Raw genomic sequence first — 16545 nt, 5'->3', positions numbered from 1 at the left:
ACAGTGAATTTAATGCAAAATATAGCCGATTAATTCGTAAAGTTAAAATTACACTCACCTTTTCATCCGCCAGGCTATGCTGATAAAAAAAGGAGAATGTCTATGCGTACAACCCGTTTTGCGCTGTTGGCTCTGCTTTTATCCGGTTGCCAAATCAATCCCTATACCTTTCAGCCTGACTGGACAAGCCCGAGCTGGTTCGATGCGGGAAAAGAAGACGCTATGAATGGCCTGCCCGTTAAAGATAACCAGGCGCTGGCCGATAATTTCAACGATCCGAATGTCGATCGCGGTGAATATCTCCGAGGATATGCCGATGGTCAGAAGAAAGTATGTGAAGAAGGCTTTATTCACGCATGGGGATTAGCCGGAAAATCATTCCCCGCAAGCTGCGATACCGTGGAAAATGCAGCCAAACTGCATGAAGCCTGGCAACAAGGGATGGATGAAAGCATGAGCGCCAGCAGACTTAATTGATTTACTCTTTTAGCTCTACAATAAATTCAACTGTAAGATTTAACTTAAGTCATTTCAATTGCATTTCGGACATAATGACGGCTCTGATAAACAATGGTATTCTGCCGACAACTCTTAAGGACATCTAATTCCAGAGCGGCACGGCAGATTCTGGTGAGAATTCATTCTTGATCTCTTTTTACCGACTCACTCTGGCGTTGATGCTGTTTCTTATCGCGGGCTCAGTCACCGCCGGTGCGCTAACGGAAACGGATAAATCGGTGCGCTCTATTGTATCGGGTATCGTGAGCTATACCCGATGGCCAGCGCTTTCCGGCCCCCCAAAACTCTGTATATTTGCCACGTCGCGCTTTACGCAAGCGCTCGGTAGTGAGGATGCGCAACCCCCGTTAACCTATACGCCGGTTATCGTTCACAATCACCAGGAAGCATTATCAGCGACCTGTGACGCAATTTATTTCGGCGCTGAATCGCCTGCGAATCAACTTGAATTAATTAGTAAATTCCAGGGTAAACCCTTGCTATTAATCGCTGAGCAAAACCCGGAATGTGTTATTGGCAGCGCATTTTGCCTGATAATTGAAAATCAACGCGTTAGATTTTCCGCAAATCTGGATGCTCTCTCACGTAGCGGAGTCAGAGTTAATCCGGATGTATTAATGCTGGCACGGAATACGAAGCATGAATAAGGATTTCACTTCAACACCACGCCCGACGTTTAAAAGAACGCTACGGCGTATCAGCATGATAAGCGTCATAATAACAATGACACTTATATGGTTATTATTGTGTTTTGCTTCCGTTGTGACGCTAAAACAATATGCACAAAAAAATCTCGAATTAACGGGCGCGACCATGAGCCACAGTCTGGAAGCCTCGCTCGTCTTTAACGATCCACAGGCCGCCAATGAAACGCTCGCGACTCTCGGTAAACAGGGGCAATTTGCGGTGGCGGAAGTCCTTAACGTGCACAAAAAGCGCTTCGCTTACTGGTCGTGGAACCCTGAGGACAATACGGATACGCTCGGCACGCTGATCAGCCGCTGGCTGTTCCCCACGCCTGTCTCGCAGCCCGTAATGCACAACGGCAACGCGATCGGTGAAATCCGCCTGACCGCTCGCGACAGCCTTATCAGCCATTTCATCTGGATGTCGTTTGCCGTTCTGACGGGCTGCATTCTGTTTGCTTCCGTGGTTGCCCTGACCATTACCCGCTCCCTGCATCAGGGCATGGTTGCAGCCATGCAAAATATCACCGACGTTGTGCACGACGTGCGCTCCAACCGCAACTTCTCGCGCCGGGTTAAGGAAGGGAAGATAGAAGAATTCCACCGATTCGGGGAAGACTTCAACAGCCTGCTGGACGAAATGGAAGAGTGGCAGCTTAAGCTGCAGGCTAAAAACGCGCAGCTTCTGCGCACGGCGATGCACGACCCGCTAACCGGGCTGGCTAACCGCGCGGCGTTTCGCAATAGCATTGCGGCGCTGATGAATGATACTTCCGCCAAAATGAACTCCGCCCTGCTTTTCCTGGACGGCGATAACTTCAAGTTTATCAACGATACCTGGGGACATGCCGCGGGCGACTGCGTGCTCATTGAAGTCGCGAGCAGAATGGTGGAATTTGGTGAAAAGCGCCATCAGTCCTACCGTCTTGGGGGCGATGAATTCGCGATGATCTTATACGGCGTCCATTCCGAGACGGATGTTCAACACATTTGTGCTGCGCTTGCGCAGCAGTTTATCCGCCCGTTCGATCTGCATAACGGGCACACAGCGTCGATGTCACTCAGCATTGGCTTTGCTCTGGCGTGGGAAAATACCTCAATGGAAACATTGCTGGAGCAAGCCGACCGCAACATGTACATCGTTAAAAACCAGCGTTCCAAAACAATATCCTAGAAAGGAAGACGATATGTTAAAGCGATACCTCGCGCCGTTCGTACTGGCGTCAATGGTTCTGGCAGGCTGCCAGACGCCGCCACAGGGAAAATTCACCGCCGAGCAAATCGCCGCCATGAAATCTTATGGCTTTAACGAAATGAATGGCGACTGGTCGCTGGGGCTTTCTGACACCATTCTGTTCGGGAAAAATGAAGCCCAGCTGCGCCCGGAAAGCGCAAAAGAGATCGAGACAATGGCCATCCGCCTTGCCGCGACCGGCCTGACCCACGCCCGCATGGACGGACACACGGATAACTACGGGGAGGACAGCTACAACGAAGCGCTGTCGCTGAAGCGTGCAAACGTTGTTGCCGACACCTGGGCCGCGGGGGCAAAAATCCCGCGCAGCAATCTCACTACCCAGGGGTTAGGCAAAAAATATCCTGTCGCCAGCAACAGCACCTCGCAGGGACGTGCCGAAAACCGCCGCGTCGCGGTGGTCATCAGCACGCCCTAAGGCCTATTTGACGGATGATTCGGCGAGCGACACCTGTACGGCCGCTCGCCAGCGCAGCCAGTCAAACAGGATGAACAGCAGCAGACTGCCGCCCATCACCGGAAGCGCCATCCCCAGCAGCACGCTTACCGCTACCGTTACCGCCCTTCCCCATCGCGAGAGCGCCAGCCAGCTCTGGCACAGCGTGTGAACCGGATCCGCTGGCGATTTTGCCGGACGGCGCATCCACCACATGCGGTATCCCCAGACGATCAGCACGCACAGCGCCAGACCGAAGGCGATAAGCAGCAGCTGGTTCACCAGGCCGAACAAGATCCCCATATGGAAATCCACGCCCCAGCGGGTCAGCTTCGCCATCAGGGGAAAATCGGCGAACCGGGTTCGGTCGAGGATCTGCATCGAGTGCGGATCTATCGCCACCGCGTCCACCCGCGTTGGCCAGCTGCGGTCGATCTCCGTTACCGTCCAGGCCCGATCCGCGCTTTTGGCCGGGCGGATTTCCAGCCTGTTGGCCTCGATCCCGGCGCTGCGAGCTGCGTGAAGCACGTCGTCAAACTGCGTCAGATCCAGAGCCATGTCCGGCATCACCATCCCACCGCGGTGCCCGCGGTGTTCGGCGTGCTCATCAACGACAGCGGGCGCGCCGGACAGTTGAGTATTAACCTGCGGCGTAAGCCAGTTCATCCCGGCGCGCAGCCTGTCGACGTTCCCGCCCGCCCACTGCGACCAGGTCAGCCCGGTGGCAGAAAACAGCAGCATCCCGCCCAGCAAAACCCAGCCCAGGCTAACGTGCAGGCGGCGACGATTCTGGAAGCGGTTGTTTATGCGCCGTTTTGGCCGGGTGTAAAACCACAGCGCGATGCCGCCGAGGGCTGCTAGCCACATCCAGGATGCCGCCAGCTCGCTGTAAAGCCGCCCGACGTCGCCGAGCATCAGCGAGGTATGCAGATAATCAATTTTCTGGCGCAGCGGCAAAATTCCGCTGGTGCCGTACACCGTCATATCACCGCGAACCGCCAGGGTGACGGGATCGATAAAAATGGCCCGATTTTCGGATGGGCCAAGAGCCGGATCGGCAAACATCACGCGCGTGGTGTCACCGTCAACAAGCCCCGGACGAACGGCATGCAGACGCAATTCGCCGCCCGTCACCTTTTCCGCCACGGCGATCTGCTCCGCCAGCGATTTTGCTTCGCCGGCGGTGACTCCGTGCAGCGCATGTCGATATACCGCATTTTCCAGCTGCGGCGTGGCGACATAGAGGGTGCCGGTCAGCGCGGCAAAGAAGATAAATGGCCCGACAAACAGCCCGATATAGAAATGGAGCCGACGCAGCAGGTTTACCCAGGCCGCGCGAGGAGTGCAGGTAGTCATACTTTTCCTTTTTAAGGTAAAAAGTTATCGATTTTGTTTTTAAAGGGAAAAAGCAGACCTGCGCGGCGGCGCGCGCGTATCTGGGTACAGCCAGGGGAAAAAGTGCCAGTGGCTCACCGCCGGTCGCGGCGGTTTAACCCGCAGCCTTTGCAATACCGCGCTGAGCAGCACGATAAGCGCCAGCATCACGCCCGGAACGTGGGCTAACAGCACGCAGTAGCCGCACGCCTCGGCGTGATCCACAGGCATCGTGTGCTGCATATCGCCGTGATGCGCATCCGTCGACATCATACTCATGTCGTGGTGCATGCCGGGCATGGCGCTCATGGGATCTTTTTGCAGGGATACGGAGATAAGCGGCGCAACGACGATCAGCAGGATCGCGAACAGCGCGGTCAGTGCCGCTGCGCGTTTCCTTTTTTGCTGATGTAGTACGTTTTCCACTGCCCCTCCGCTAAAGAGCAGGCATTGTAAATGATTTATGTCAAAACGGTTAACGCATGGCGTGTGGTTGAGATAAAAAAAGGGCCAGCCTTTCGGCCAGCCCTTTCTAACAGGATGTCGCTTAAGCGAATCTTAGTTAAGACGCTCTTTGATACGAGCAGACTTACCAGTACGCTCACGCAGGTAGTACAGTTTAGCTTTACGTACAGCACCACGACGTTTAACAGCAATGCTGTCAACTACCGGAGAGTGAGTCTGGAAGACACGCTCAACGCCTTCGCCGTTGGAAATTTTACGAACAGTGAATGCAGAGTGCAGACCGCGGTTACGAATAGCGATAACCACGCCCTCGAATGCCTGCAGACGTTTTTTGGAACCTTCAACAACCCATACTTTCACTTCCACGGTGTCACCTGGACGGAAGGAAGGTACGTCCTGCTTCATCTGCTCTTGTTCAAGTTGCTTAATAATATTGCTCATAATTTAATCTCTTATCCTGGGTAAACTGATATTTGGGGGCCTCAGGCCATCCCATCATGTTCCTGCTGCTGCGCGTGTTCAGTTTTGAACTCGGCCAGCAACTTTACTTGCTCTTCAGTCAGAGCCAGGTTTTCCAGAAGTTCAGGTCTTCTAAGCCAGGTTCGGCCCAGCGACTGCTTCAGACGCCAGCGACGTATCTCGGCATGGTTTCCTGACAGTAATACTGCCGGGACATCCATCCCTTCTAACACTTCAGGACGAGTATAGTGTGGACAGTCCAGCAATCCATCAGCAAAGGAATCTTCCGTTGCTGAAGCTTCATGGCCCAGTACACCCGGAATAAACCGGGAAACCGAGTCAATCAGCGTCATCGCTGGTAACTCACCACCGCTGAGTACGTAATCGCCGATAGACCATTCTTCGTCAATCTCGGTTTGAATTACGCGCTCATCTATCCCTTCGTAGCGACCACAGACCAGAATCAGTTTTTGATTCGTCGCCAGTTCGCTCACGCCCGCTTGATCAAGCTTGCGTCCCTGAGGTGACAGATAAATCACCTTTGCGCCTTCACCTGCCGCGGCTCTTGCTGCTGAGATGGCATCCCGTAAAGGTTGTACCATCATTAACATCCCCGGTCCGCCGCCGTAAGGACGATCGTCCACGGTACGGTGCCGGTCATGAGTGAAGTCGCGTGGACTCCAGCTCTCGATACTCAGCAGGCCATTTTTTACTGCCCGGCCAGTTACCCCATAATCGGTAATCGCGCGGAACATTTCAGGAAACAGGCTAATTATGCCAATCCACATAGCGCCGTCTTTTACCGTTTTCAGGAGAATTTAAAAACCAGGATCCCAATCTACTTCAATCGTATGAGTAGCGAGATCGACTTTCTTGATAACCTGCCCATCGAGGAACGGAACCAACCGCTCCTTGATGCCAAACGCATCTTTCAGGTTTGCCTTAATGACGAGAACGTCATTCGATCCGGTTTCCATCATATCAATGACTTTACCCAGACCGTAACCTTCAGTGGTCACTACCTGGCAACCGATAAGGTCTTTCCAGTAGTAGCCATCATCCAGCTTCGGCAACTGCGACGAATCAACGACAATTTCGCAATTGGTCAGCAGATTCGCAGCATCGCGATCGTCAACGCCTTTCAGCTTAATAACGATGTCCTGATTGTGGTGACGCCAGCTTTCCAGCTCGACCTCTTCCCACTTACCGCCTTTCTGGATAAACCAGGGCTGGTAATCAAAAATGCTTTCGGCGTCTTCGGTGGAGGAAAACACTCTGAGCCAACCACGGATACCGTAAGTAGAACCCATTTTCCCCAATACGATCGGTTCAACAGGTACTGGTGCGGTGTGTTGCTTGCTCATCATGACCACCGTGACAGATTAAGCTGCTTTGTTAGCGGCTTTGATCAGCGCTGCAACGCGATCGGACAGAGTAGCGCCCTGGCCAACCCAGTGAGCGATACGATCCAGATCCAGACGAGTTTCTTCTTCTGCGCCAGCGGCCAGTGGGTTGAAGAAACCAACGCGCTCGATGAAGCGACCGTTGCGTGCATTACGGCTGTCGGTTACAACAACCTGGTAGAACGGACGCTTTTTAGCGCCGTGACGTGCTAAACGAATAGTTACCATAACATCCTCTTGTGTGAATAAAACACCGGGCCCCATCGAGGGAAGGAGCCCGGTGTCATATTAAAAGCCCGAAAATTTTACTGATTTCTGGGGAAATTGCAATCAGCATCTTGATACCGCGCCTTAAACAAGGGATAGAAGGCGTATATCGGTGCAGCCAGTTTAGTTCCGGCGTGCGCGCAGAAAGCGGAGCGTACACGTAGTACGTGAGCATTTCGAGCACACCCCGGAGCTAAAATGGCAAACAAGATAGCCTTATACCCTTGTTTTTAGCGGCCTGGGAATCCTGGGGGCATCATCCCTTTCATGCCACGCATCATTTTCGCCATTCCGCCCTTCTTCATCTTCTTCATCATGCGCTGCATGTCGTCGAACTGCTTCAGAAGGCGGTTAACGTCCTGCACCTGCATACCGCAGCCGGCTGCGATACGGCGCTTGCGCGAACCTTTGATGATCTCTGGCTTCGCACGTTCTTTCAGCGTCATGGAATTGATGATCGCCTCCATACGCACCAGCACTTTGTCGTCCATCTGCGATTTGACGTTGTCAGGGATCTGCCCCATACCCGGCAGCTTGCCCATCAGGCTTGCCATGCCGCCCATGTTTTTCATCTGGCGCAGCTGCTCCAGGAAGTCGGTCAGATCGAAGCCGTCGCCCTTTTTCAGCTTGCTGGCGAGCTTTTCAGCCTGCGCGCGGTCGACTTTGCTCTCGATATCTTCGATCAGCGATAGCACGTCGCCCATACCGAGGATACGGGAGGCGATACGATCCGGGTGGAACGGCTCCAGCGCTTCGGTTTTCTCGCCGACGCCGAGGAATTTGATTGGCTTACCGGTGATATGACGAATCGAGAGCGCCGCACCGCCGCGGGCGTCACCGTCCACTTTGGTCAGCACCACGCCGGTCAGCGGCAGGGCTTCGTTGAAGGCTTTTGCGGTATTCGCCGCATCCTGACCGGTCATGGCATCGACGACAAACAGGGTTTCTACCGGATTGATAGAAGCATGAACCTGCTTGATTTCGTCCATCATCGCTTCGTCAACGTGCAGACGACCGGCGGTATCCACCAGCAGCACGTCGTAGAATTTGAGCTTCGCTTCTTTCAGCGCCGCGTTAACGATATCGACAGGCTTTTGCGCCACGTCAGACGGGAAGAAATCCACGCCGACCTGCTGCGCCAGGGTTTCGAGCTGTTTGATCGCCGCCGGGCGATAAACGTCGGCAGAAACCACCAGCACCTTTTTCTTGTGCTTCTCGCGCAGGAATTTACCGAGCTTACCGACGCTCGTGGTTTTACCCGCACCCTGCAGACCCGCCATCAGCACGACAGCCGGTGGCTGAGCCGCCAGGTTAAGCACCTGGTTCTCTTCGCCCATCGCCGAAACCAGTTCGTTACGAACGATTTTGACGAACTCCTGACCCGGGGTCAGGCTCTTGTTAACTTCATGACCAACCGCCTTCTCTTTTACGCGGTTGATGAAATCACGAACAACCGGCAACGCAACGTCTGCTTCAAGCAGCGCCATACGCACTTCGCGCAGCGTTTCCTTAATGTTGTCTTCGGTGAGGCGTCCACGGCCGCTGATGTTGCGCAGCGTGCGCGACAAACGATCGGTTAAATTATCAAACATTGTCTCTCGCCTGAGGTAGAAACGTTGGGCCGCCGCAGCGACACATACACAGAATTTTGCCGGAGTATAACATGAAGGCGGCTTTGTTGTTATGCAACGGTTGGAGCAGGCGTCACGTAACGTTATACTGCTTCTCTTTCTTATTAAGACAACTGTCGACGCCTATATGCCTGTTTTCGCACTGATCGCCCTTGTTGCCTACTCTGTCAGCCTCGCGCTGATCATCCCCGGCCTGCTGCAAAAAAACAGCGGCTGGCGGCGCATGGCAATTCTTTCGGCGGTGATCGCACTGGTCAGCCACGCCTTTGCGCTGGAATCGCGCATTATCCCCGGCGACGGTAGCGTGCAAAACCTGAGCGTGCTGAACGTGGGTTCTCTGGTCAGCCTGATGATCTGTACGGTGATGACCATCGTCGCGTCGAAAAACCGCGGCTGGCTGCTGCTGCCCATCGTCTACGCCTTTGCGCTGATCAACCTGGCTTTAGCCACCTTCATGCCCAACGAGTTCATCACGCATCTGGAAACCACGCCGGGCATGTTGGTGCATATCGGCCTGTCGCTGTTCTCATACGCTACGCTGATTATTGCCGCGCTCTACGCCATGCAGCTGGCCTGGATTGATTATCAGCTTAAAAACAAAAAGCTGGCCTTTAATAATGAAATGCCGCCGCTGATGGTGATTGAGCGTAAGATGTTCCACATCACCCAGGTCGGCGTGGTGCTGCTGACGCTGACGCTCTGTACCGGCCTGTTTTATATGCACAACCTCTTCAGCATGGAGAATATCGACAAAGCGGTGCTCTCCATCATCGCGTGGTTTGTCTATATTGTCCTGTTATGGGGCCATTATCATGAAGGCTGGCGCGGTCGCCGCGTGGTCTGGTTCAACGTGGCGGGTGCGGGCATCCTCACACTTGCCTATTTTGGCAGCCGTTTCATTCAGCAATTTGCTGGCTAAGTAACAAAGGAGTTCCCCCTGGAACACATCTCTACCACCACGCTGATCGTCACGCTGATCATCATGGTGGTCATCTCTGCCTATTTCTCTGGCTCGGAAACCGGCATGATGACGCTCAACCGCTATCGGCTGCGCCATCGTGCTAAACAGGGTAACCGCGCCGCGCGTCGTGTGGAAAAGCTGCTGCGTAAGCCGGACCGCCTGATTAGCCTGGTCCTTATCGGTAACAACCTGGTCAACATTCTGGCCTCCGCGCTGGGGACCATCGTCGGGATGCGCCTGTACGGCAACGCCGGTGTAGCCATTGCCACCGGGGTACTGACGTTTGTGGTGCTGGTGTTTGCCGAAGTGCTGCCGAAAACCATCGCGGCGCTGTATCCCGAGAAAGTCGCCTATCCGAGCAGCTTCCTGCTGGCCCCGCTGCTGATCCTGATGATGCCGCTGGTCTGGCTGCTGAACATGGTCACGCGCATTTTGATGCGCATGGTGGGCATTAAAGCGGACGTCACTATCAGCAGCGCGCTCAGCAAAGACGAGCTGCGCACCATTGTGAACGAATCCCGCTCGCAGATTTCCCGCCGCAATCAGGACATGCTGCTGTCGGTGCTGGATCTGGAAAAAGTGAGCGTTGACGACATCATGGTGCCGCGCAACGAAATCGTCGGGATCGACATTAACGACGACTGGAAAGCCATCGTCCGCCAGCTGACCCACTCACCGCACGGCCGCATTGTGCTGTATCGCGACTCGCTGGACGATGCCATCAGCATGCTGCGCGTGCGCGAAGCGTATCGTCTGATGACCGAGAAAAAAGAGTTCACCAAAGAGGTGATGCTCCGCGCGGCTGACGAAATCTACTACGTGCCCGAAGGCACGCCGCTCAGCACGCAGCTGGTGAAATTCCAGCGCAATAAAAAGAAAGTGGGCCTGGTGGTCGACGAATACGGTGATATTCAGGGTCTGGTGACGGTCGAAGATATTCTTGAAGAGATTGTCGGCGACTTTACAACATCCATGTCCCCTTCCCTTGCCGAAGAGGTCACGCCGCAAAACGACGGCTCGGTGCTGATTGACGGGAGCGCCAACATTCGCGAACTCAATAAAGCCTTTAACTGGCATCTGCCGGAAGATGAAGCGCGCACCATTAATGGGATGATTCTGGAAGCGTTAGAAGAGATCCCGGCGGCGGGAACGCGGGTGCGGATTGAGCAATACGATATTGATATCCTGGACGTGCAGGACAATATGATCAAGCAGGTGAAAGTCCTGCCGGTGAAACCGATTCGGGAGAGTATTTCCGAGTAGGATGTAGGCCGGGTGAGGTGAAACCGCCACCCGGCACTACCGAGCGACGAATTATGCTTTCGCTTTCGCCACGGTGACCATTGCAGCACGAATGGTACGACCGTTCAGGGTATAGCCTTTCTGCATCACGCCGAGCACTTTACCTGCTTCAACGTCTTCAGATTCCACCATCGCAATCGCCTGGTGAACGTTTGGATCCAGCGGCACGTTGGTATCAGCAATCACTTCCACACCGAACTTGCGCACCACGTCCAGCATGGATTTCAGCGTCAGCTCAATGCCTTCGATCATCGCCGCGTTGTCCGGGTTAGCTTTATCAGCCACTTCCAGGGCGCGATCCAGGCTATCAATCACCGGCAGCAGTTCGTTAACAAACTTCTCCAGCGCAAATTTATGCGCCTTTTCAACGTCCAGCTCGGTACGACGGCGCAGGTTTTCCATTTCCGCTTTGATACGCAGCACGCCATCGCGTTCACGATTCTGTGCTTCTGCGAGCTGGGCTTCCAGGTTCGCAATTTTTTCATCGCGCGGGTCCACCTGCTCAGCGGAAGCGTCTGACTCGACGGTCTCAACTTCAACGTGCTGTTCCGTGATAATTTCTTCCGGGGCTTGCCCCTCAGGCGTTTTCTGTTCTTTACTACTCATGAATTTCTCCGCGTTTTTCTGCATTCATCTCGCTAACTTCGCTTATTATGGGGATCAGTTTCCGGGATTCAAGGGAACAAGACAGATTGTCATCATTCATTAGGCACAAGGACCACCAGAAAATGAATAATCATTTCAAGTGTATTGGGATCGTCGGACATCCGCGTCACCCTACCGCGTTGACGACACATGAAATGTTGTATCGCTGGCTGTGCGCCAAAGGCTATGAAGTGATGGTCGAACAGCAAATTGCGCAGGAGCTGCAGCTCAAAAGCGTTAAGACCGGCACGCTGGCGGAAATTGGCCAACAGGCCGATCTCGCGGTGGTGGTGGGCGGTGACGGCAACATGCTGGGCGCGGCCCGCACGCTGGCGCGTTACGATATCAAGGTGATCGGCATTAACCGCGGCAATCTCGGTTTTCTGACCGATCTCGACCCGGACAACGCGCAGCAGCAGCTCGCCGACGTTCTTGAAGGCCACTACATCAGCGAGAAGCGCTTCCTGCTTGAAGCGCAGGTGTGCCAGCAGGACTGCCAGAAACGCATCAGCACCGCCATCAACGAAGTGGTTCTCCACCCCGGCAAAGTGGCGCACATGATTGAGTTCGAAGTCTACATCGATGAAGTCTTCGCCTTCTCCCAGCGTTCCGACGGACTGATCATTTCCACGCCAACCGGCTCCACCGCCTATTCCCTCTCCGCAGGCGGCCCTATTCTTACCCCGTCGCTGGACGCCATCACGCTGGTGCCGATGTTCCCGCACACCCTCTCTGCTCGCCCGCTGGTCATCAACAGCAGCAGCACGATCCGCCTGCGGTTCTCCCATCGCCGCAACGACCTCGAAATTAGCTGCGACAGCCAGATTGCGCTGCCTATTCAGGAAGGCGAAGACGTATTAATCCGCCGCTGCGATTACCACCTGAACCTGATCCACCCGAAAGACTACAGCTATTTCAATACGTTAAGCTCGAAGCTCGGCTGGTCAAAAAAATTGTTCTGATTTTGCACCCAGCACTTTACTGTATAAAAAACCAGTTTATACTGTATGGAAACACAGTCATGGTTTTTCATACAGGAAAACAATTATGCTGGCACAACTGACCATCAGCAATTTCGCCATTGTTCGTGAGCTTGAAATAGACTTCAACAGTGGCATGACGGCTATCACCGGGGAAACCGGTGCAGGTAAATCTATTGCAATCGATGCGCTTGGCTTGTGTCTCGGCGGTCGAGCCGAAGGCGATATGGTGCGCGCTGGCGCAAACCGTGCCGACCTCTGCGCACGTTTCTCCCTGAAAGATACCCCTGCCGCCCAGCGCTGGCTTGAAGCGAACGCGCTAGAAAACGGACGTGAGTGTTTACTTCGTCGCGTGATCAGCAGCGATGGGCGCTCCCGTGGCTTTATCAACGGCACCGCCGTTCCTCTCTCCCAGCTTCGCGAACTGGGTCAGCTGCTTATTCAAATCCACGGACAGCACGCCCACCAGCAGCTGATCAAACCCGAGCAACAGAAAGCCCTGCTTGATGGCTATGCGGGTGAGTATGCGCTAACTCAGCTGATGACGGAACATTATCGCCAGTGGCACCAGAGCTGCCGCGAGCTTGCCCAGCATCAACAGCTGAGCCAGGAGCGAGCCGCCCGTGCTGAACTGCTGGAATATCAACTGAAAGAGCTGAACGAGTTTAATCCGCAGGCGGGTGAATTCGAACAGATCGACGAAGAGTACAAACGTCTGGCTAACAGTGGGCAGCTTCTGTCAACCAGCCAGACCGCACTCAACCTGCTCGCCGACGGCGAGGACGTTAACCTGCAAAGCCAGCTGTACAGCGTGCGCCAGCTGGTGACCGAGCTGGCGGGCATGGACAGTAAACTTTCAGGCGTGCTGGATATGCTGGAAGAAGCGGCGATTCAGATCTCAGAGGCAGGTGACGAGCTGCGTCACTACTGCGAGCGTCTGGATCTCGACCCGAATCGCCTGTTTGAGCTGGAACAGCGCATCTCCAGGCAGATCTCGCTGGCGCGTAAGCATCACGTCACGCCAGAAGAGCTACCTGCCTTCTACCAGTCTTTGCTGGAAGAACAGCAGCAGCTCGACGATCAGGCCGACTCGCTCGAAACGTTATCCCTGGCGGTTAATCTGCATCACCAGCAGGCGCTGGAAACGGCGAAGCAGCTGCACGATGTCCGTCAGCATTACGCTCAGGAATTAGGTCAGCACATCACCGACAGCATGCGCTCGCTGGCCATGCCGCACGGTGTGTTCACCATCGATGTGCGCTTTGAAGAGAACCACCTGACGGCGGAAGGCGCGGATCGCATTGAGTTCCGCGTGACCACTAACCCAGGCCAGCCGCTGCAGCCGATTTCAAAAGTCGCATCGGGCGGCGAGCTGTCGCGTATCGCGCTCTCTATTCAGGTCATTACCGCGCGTAAAATGGAAACCCCGGCGCTGATTTTCGATGAAGTGGACGTGGGGATCAGCGGCCCGACCGCTGCCGTGGTGGGTAAACTGCTTCGTCAGCTGGGTGAATCAACCCAGGTTATGTGCGTGACTCACCTGCCGCAGGTTGCCGGCTGCGGTCATCACCACTTTATTGTCAGCAAAGAAACGGATGGCGAAATGACGGAAACGCACATGAAGCCATTGGATAAGCGCTCACGTTTGCAGGAGCTGGCACGCCTTCTGGGCGGTAGCGAAGTGACGCGCAACACCCTCGCGAACGCGAAAGAACTGCTGGCGGCATAAACTTTTTCGGGATCTCAGGGTCATAGAGAACAACAAAAACGCCGCCAGACCGGTTTCAAAGTGGGGCAAGGTCTATTATCATCGGCATATTACATATGAGCCGCGTACTGCTCGGGCCCGAAAAGGAATAAAATCACTATGCGTTGTAAAATGCTGACCGCTGCCGCAGCAGTTCTTCTGATGTTGACCGCAGGCTGTTCCACTCTGGAGAAAGTGGTTTACCGTCCTGACATCAACCAGGGGAACTACCTTACCCCTAACGATGTGTCCAAAATCCGCGTGGGTATGACACAACAGCAGGTCGCTTATGCACTGGGAACCCCGATGATGTCCGATCCGTTCGGCACCAACACCTGGTTCTATGTATTCCGTCAGCAGCCTGGTCATGAAGACGTGACTCAGCAAACCCTGACGCTGACCTTCAACAGCAGCGGCGTGTTGACCAATATCGATAACAAACCTGCACTGACCAAATAATCAGGCGTCAGGAATGCAAAAAGGTGCTCAATGAGCACCTTTTTTGTTTTGTCTGGATCCCCTCGCGCCTTGGGTAATAGTCAGGGTGAAGGGAAAGGAAGCGCTACTTACCGGATTTCTCCGCGCGCTGGCGACGCAGCTCTTTCGGATCGGCAATCAGCGGGCGATAAATCTCAACCCTGTCGCCCTCTTTCACCGCGTCAGCCAGTTTCACCGGGCGACTGTAAATCCCGACTTTGTTCTTCGTCAGGTCAATATCGCTGCGCAGCTCAAGTAAACCGGAGGCACGAATGGCGTCTTCAACCGTTGCATCTTCTTCGAGCATAACGCGCTGCAGATATTGTTTTTCCGGCAGCGCATACACCACTTCCACAGCAATCTTATGCGACACTGTAGACCTCTTTGGCGCGGGTGGTGAACGCCTGAACCATGTTCGAGGCCAGCTCTTTAAAGATTCGGCCAAACGCCAGTTCGATGAGTTTGTTGGTAAATTCAAAATCCAGATGGAATTCAATGCGGCAGGCATCTGCGCTCAGCGGCGTGAATTTCCAGCCCCCCATCAGGGTCTTAAACGGACCATCGACGAGATGCATCAAAATACTCTGATTATCGGTCAGCGTATTGCGGGTGGTGAACGTCTTGCTGATCCCGGCTTTGGACACATCCACCGCTGCAGTCATCTGCGTCGGACCAGATTCCAGCACCCGGCTGCCGGTACATCCCGGAATAAACTGCGGATAAGACTTAACGTCGTTCACTAACTGATACATTTGTTCCACGCTGTAGGGTACAAGCGCAGTACGGCTAATCTGAGGCATAGCATTTTCCATGGTCACACAACAGACAAATAATAACATTTATCACCTGTTAAAAAAACGCTAAGCCTCATCTCGTGCTAAGATAGCGCGTTAGACCTCACAGGATGCAATGAGGTGACTTTTTGACATCAGATTACCTACGGCTTTGCGACACTTATGACGAAGAAAAAAGCACATAAACCTGGTTCGGCGACCATCGCACTAAACAAGCGTGCTCGCCATGAGTATTTCATCGAAGAAGAATTCGAAGCAGGTCTTGCACTGCAGGGCTGGGAAGTAAAATCACTGCGCGCGGGTAAAGCCAACATTGGCGATAGCTACGTGATCTTCAAAGACGGCGAAGCCTTTTTGTTTGGCGCAAACTTTCAGCCGTTGACCGTTGCTTCATCACACTACGTCTGCGATCCGACTCGTACCCGTAAGCTGCTGCTGAACAAGCGCGAACTCGATTCACTCTTTGGACGCATTAACCGCGAAGGTTATACCGTGCTGGCCCTGTCTCTGTACTGGAAGAACGCCTGGTGCAAAGTGAAAATCGGCGTCGCGAAAGGTAAGAAGCAGCACGACAAACGTAACGATGCGAAAGATCGCGAATGGCAGGTTGATAAAGCGCGTATCATGAAGCACGCGGGCCGATAATTATCGGATACTTATTGAGCGATTCAATAAGTTAGCGTTCCGGACTGGTATCCAGGCAGCGAAATCTGGTATACTCCGTCTAACACTATTGGGGCTGATTCTGGATTCGACGGGATTTGCGAAACCCAAGGTGCATGCCGAGGGGCGGTTTGCCTCGTAAAAAGCCGCAAAAAAATAGTCGCAAACGACGAAAACTACGCTTTAGCAGCTTAATAACCTGCTCTGAGCCCTCTCTCCCTAGCTTCCGCTCTTAAGACGGGGATCAAGAGAGGTCAAACCCAAAAGAGATCGCGCGGATGCCCTGCCTGGGGTTGAAGTGCTAAAACTAATCAGGCTAGTTCGTTAGTGGCGTGTCTGTCCGCAGCTGGCGTGCGAATGTAAAGACAAACTAAGCATGTAGTACCGAGGATGTAGAAATTTCGGACGCGGGTTCAACTCCCGCCAGCTCCACCACTTTTGATAGGACTGCAACCGGACAGCGGCAGTAAAAACAGCTACT

Annotated in this window: 20 protein-coding genes and 1 other RNA gene; 11 read left to right on the top strand and 10 right to left on the bottom strand. The window is 54.0% G+C overall.

Features of this window, described 5'->3' with window-relative positions; genetic code table 11:
- Positions 1–102: 102 nt before the first annotated feature.
- The 4 genes from AB6V08_RS15440 to AB6V08_RS15425 all read left to right on the top strand — a co-directional run bounded on the left by AB6V08_RS15440 (position 103) and on the right by AB6V08_RS15425 (position 2878).
- Positions 103–477 carry a DUF2799 domain-containing protein gene (locus tag AB6V08_RS15440; RefSeq protein WP_368543707.1) on the top strand — a complete coding sequence of 125 codons (375 nt, stop codon included), beginning with the start codon at positions 103–105 and terminating at the stop codon, positions 475–477.
- Positions 478–677: 200 nt separating this feature from the next.
- The gene (locus AB6V08_RS15435) at positions 678–1166 is read left to right on the top strand and encodes a YfiR family protein (protein WP_368543706.1); all 489 of its coding nucleotides are present in this window, start codon (positions 678–680) and stop codon (positions 1164–1166) included.
- A complete protein-coding gene (gene dgcN, locus AB6V08_RS15430) occupies positions 1159–2379 on the top strand; it encodes a diguanylate cyclase DgcN (RefSeq protein WP_368543705.1) in 1221 nt (406 codons plus the stop codon). Before AB6V08_RS15435 ends, dgcN begins: the two co-directional genes overlap by 8 nt.
- Before the next feature lie 13 nt (positions 2380–2392).
- Entirely contained in the window at positions 2393–2878 is a 486-nt protein-coding gene (locus AB6V08_RS15425; protein ID WP_368543704.1) for an OmpA family protein, read from the top strand.
- Between the two features lie 3 nt (positions 2879–2881).
- Here AB6V08_RS15425 and AB6V08_RS15420 read toward each other — a convergent pair whose 3' ends face one another.
- The 7 genes from AB6V08_RS15420 to ffh form a co-directional block, all read right to left on the bottom strand.
- Positions 2882–4252 carry a PepSY-associated TM helix domain-containing protein gene (locus tag AB6V08_RS15420; RefSeq protein WP_368543703.1) on the bottom strand — a complete coding sequence of 457 codons (1371 nt, stop codon included), beginning with the start codon at positions 4250–4252 and terminating at the stop codon, positions 2882–2884.
- A gap of 39 nt (positions 4253–4291) precedes the next feature.
- Positions 4292–4696: a DUF2946 domain-containing protein gene (locus tag AB6V08_RS15415; protein WP_368543702.1), complete on the bottom strand. Its 405-nt coding sequence runs from the start codon at positions 4694–4696 to the stop codon at positions 4292–4294.
- 132 nt (positions 4697–4828) lie between these two features.
- On the bottom strand, positions 4829–5176 hold the full coding sequence (rplS, locus tag AB6V08_RS15410; RefSeq protein ID WP_002914145.1) for a 50S ribosomal protein L19: 348 nt from the start codon (positions 5174–5176) through the stop codon (positions 4829–4831).
- Between the two features lie 41 nt (positions 5177–5217).
- Positions 5218–5982: a tRNA (guanosine(37)-N1)-methyltransferase TrmD gene (gene trmD / locus AB6V08_RS15405; protein WP_234675919.1), complete on the bottom strand. Its 765-nt coding sequence runs from the start codon at positions 5980–5982 to the stop codon at positions 5218–5220.
- Between the two features lie 30 nt (positions 5983–6012).
- Complete coding sequence (gene rimM / locus AB6V08_RS15400) at positions 6013–6558, bottom strand: ribosome maturation factor RimM (protein WP_368543701.1); 546 nt, start codon at positions 6556–6558, stop codon at positions 6013–6015.
- Between the two features lie 18 nt (positions 6559–6576).
- Entirely contained in the window at positions 6577–6825 is a 249-nt protein-coding gene (gene rpsP, locus AB6V08_RS15395) for a 30S ribosomal protein S16 (RefSeq protein ID WP_368543700.1), read from the bottom strand.
- A 269-nt stretch (positions 6826–7094) separates the two neighbouring features.
- Positions 7095–8456: a signal recognition particle protein gene (gene ffh / locus AB6V08_RS15390; RefSeq protein WP_368543699.1), complete on the bottom strand. Its 1362-nt coding sequence runs from the start codon at positions 8454–8456 to the stop codon at positions 7095–7097.
- A gap of 166 nt (positions 8457–8622) precedes the next feature.
- Between ffh and AB6V08_RS15385 the strand changes: the two genes are divergently transcribed.
- Both AB6V08_RS15385 and AB6V08_RS15380 read left to right on the top strand, forming a co-directional pair.
- Positions 8623–9414: an inner membrane protein YpjD gene (locus AB6V08_RS15385; RefSeq protein ID WP_368543698.1), complete on the top strand. Its 792-nt coding sequence runs from the start codon at positions 8623–8625 to the stop codon at positions 9412–9414.
- An 18-nt stretch (positions 9415–9432) separates the two neighbouring features.
- On the top strand, positions 9433–10719 hold the full coding sequence (locus AB6V08_RS15380) for an HlyC/CorC family transporter (protein WP_368543718.1): 1287 nt from the start codon (positions 9433–9435) through the stop codon (positions 10717–10719).
- Positions 10720–10770: 51 nt separating this feature from the next.
- Here AB6V08_RS15380 and grpE read toward each other — a convergent pair whose 3' ends face one another.
- Positions 10771–11364: a nucleotide exchange factor GrpE gene (grpE, locus tag AB6V08_RS15375; RefSeq protein ID WP_368543697.1), complete on the bottom strand. Its 594-nt coding sequence runs from the start codon at positions 11362–11364 to the stop codon at positions 10771–10773.
- A gap of 122 nt (positions 11365–11486) precedes the next feature.
- Between grpE and nadK the strand changes: the two genes are divergently transcribed.
- The 3 genes from nadK (at position 11487) to bamE (ending at position 14589) form a co-directional block, all read left to right on the top strand.
- Positions 11487–12365 carry an NAD(+) kinase gene (gene nadK, locus AB6V08_RS15370; RefSeq protein WP_368543696.1) on the top strand — a complete coding sequence of 293 codons (879 nt, stop codon included), beginning with the start codon at positions 11487–11489 and terminating at the stop codon, positions 12363–12365.
- Positions 12366–12450: 85 nt separating this feature from the next.
- Entirely contained in the window at positions 12451–14112 is a 1662-nt protein-coding gene (recN, locus tag AB6V08_RS15365) for a DNA repair protein RecN (RefSeq protein ID WP_368543695.1), read from the top strand.
- A 138-nt stretch (positions 14113–14250) separates the two neighbouring features.
- Entirely contained in the window at positions 14251–14589 is a 339-nt protein-coding gene (bamE, locus tag AB6V08_RS15360) for an outer membrane protein assembly factor BamE (RefSeq protein ID WP_112013059.1), read from the top strand.
- A 103-nt stretch (positions 14590–14692) separates the two neighbouring features.
- Here the strand turns inward: bamE and AB6V08_RS15355 are convergent, their stop codons facing one another.
- Positions 14693–14980, bottom strand: a complete 288-nt coding sequence (locus AB6V08_RS15355; RefSeq protein ID WP_368543694.1) for an RnfH family protein — start codon at positions 14978–14980, stop codon at positions 14693–14695.
- The gene (locus tag AB6V08_RS15350) at positions 14970–15407 is read right to left on the bottom strand and encodes a type II toxin-antitoxin system RatA family toxin (RefSeq protein ID WP_334407117.1); all 438 of its coding nucleotides are present in this window, start codon (positions 15405–15407) and stop codon (positions 14970–14972) included. The genes AB6V08_RS15355 and AB6V08_RS15350 overlap by 11 nt, the downstream gene beginning before the upstream one ends.
- A 156-nt stretch (positions 15408–15563) precedes the next feature.
- Between AB6V08_RS15350 and smpB the strand changes: the two genes are divergently transcribed.
- Both smpB and ssrA read left to right on the top strand, forming a co-directional pair.
- Positions 15564–16046: an SsrA-binding protein SmpB gene (gene smpB, locus AB6V08_RS15345; RefSeq protein ID WP_039030084.1), complete on the top strand. Its 483-nt coding sequence runs from the start codon at positions 15564–15566 to the stop codon at positions 16044–16046.
- A gap of 90 nt (positions 16047–16136) precedes the next feature.
- Positions 16137–16499: a transfer-messenger RNA gene (gene ssrA, locus AB6V08_RS15340) on the top strand.
- Positions 16500–16545: the final 46 nt, after the last annotated feature.

The sequence above is a fragment of the Enterobacter soli genome (assembly GCF_964208575.1).
GTDB classification, from domain to species: Bacteria; Pseudomonadota; Gammaproteobacteria; order Enterobacterales; family Enterobacteriaceae; genus Enterobacter; species Enterobacter soli_A.
This window is presented reverse-complemented; position numbering and strand designations above follow the sequence as displayed.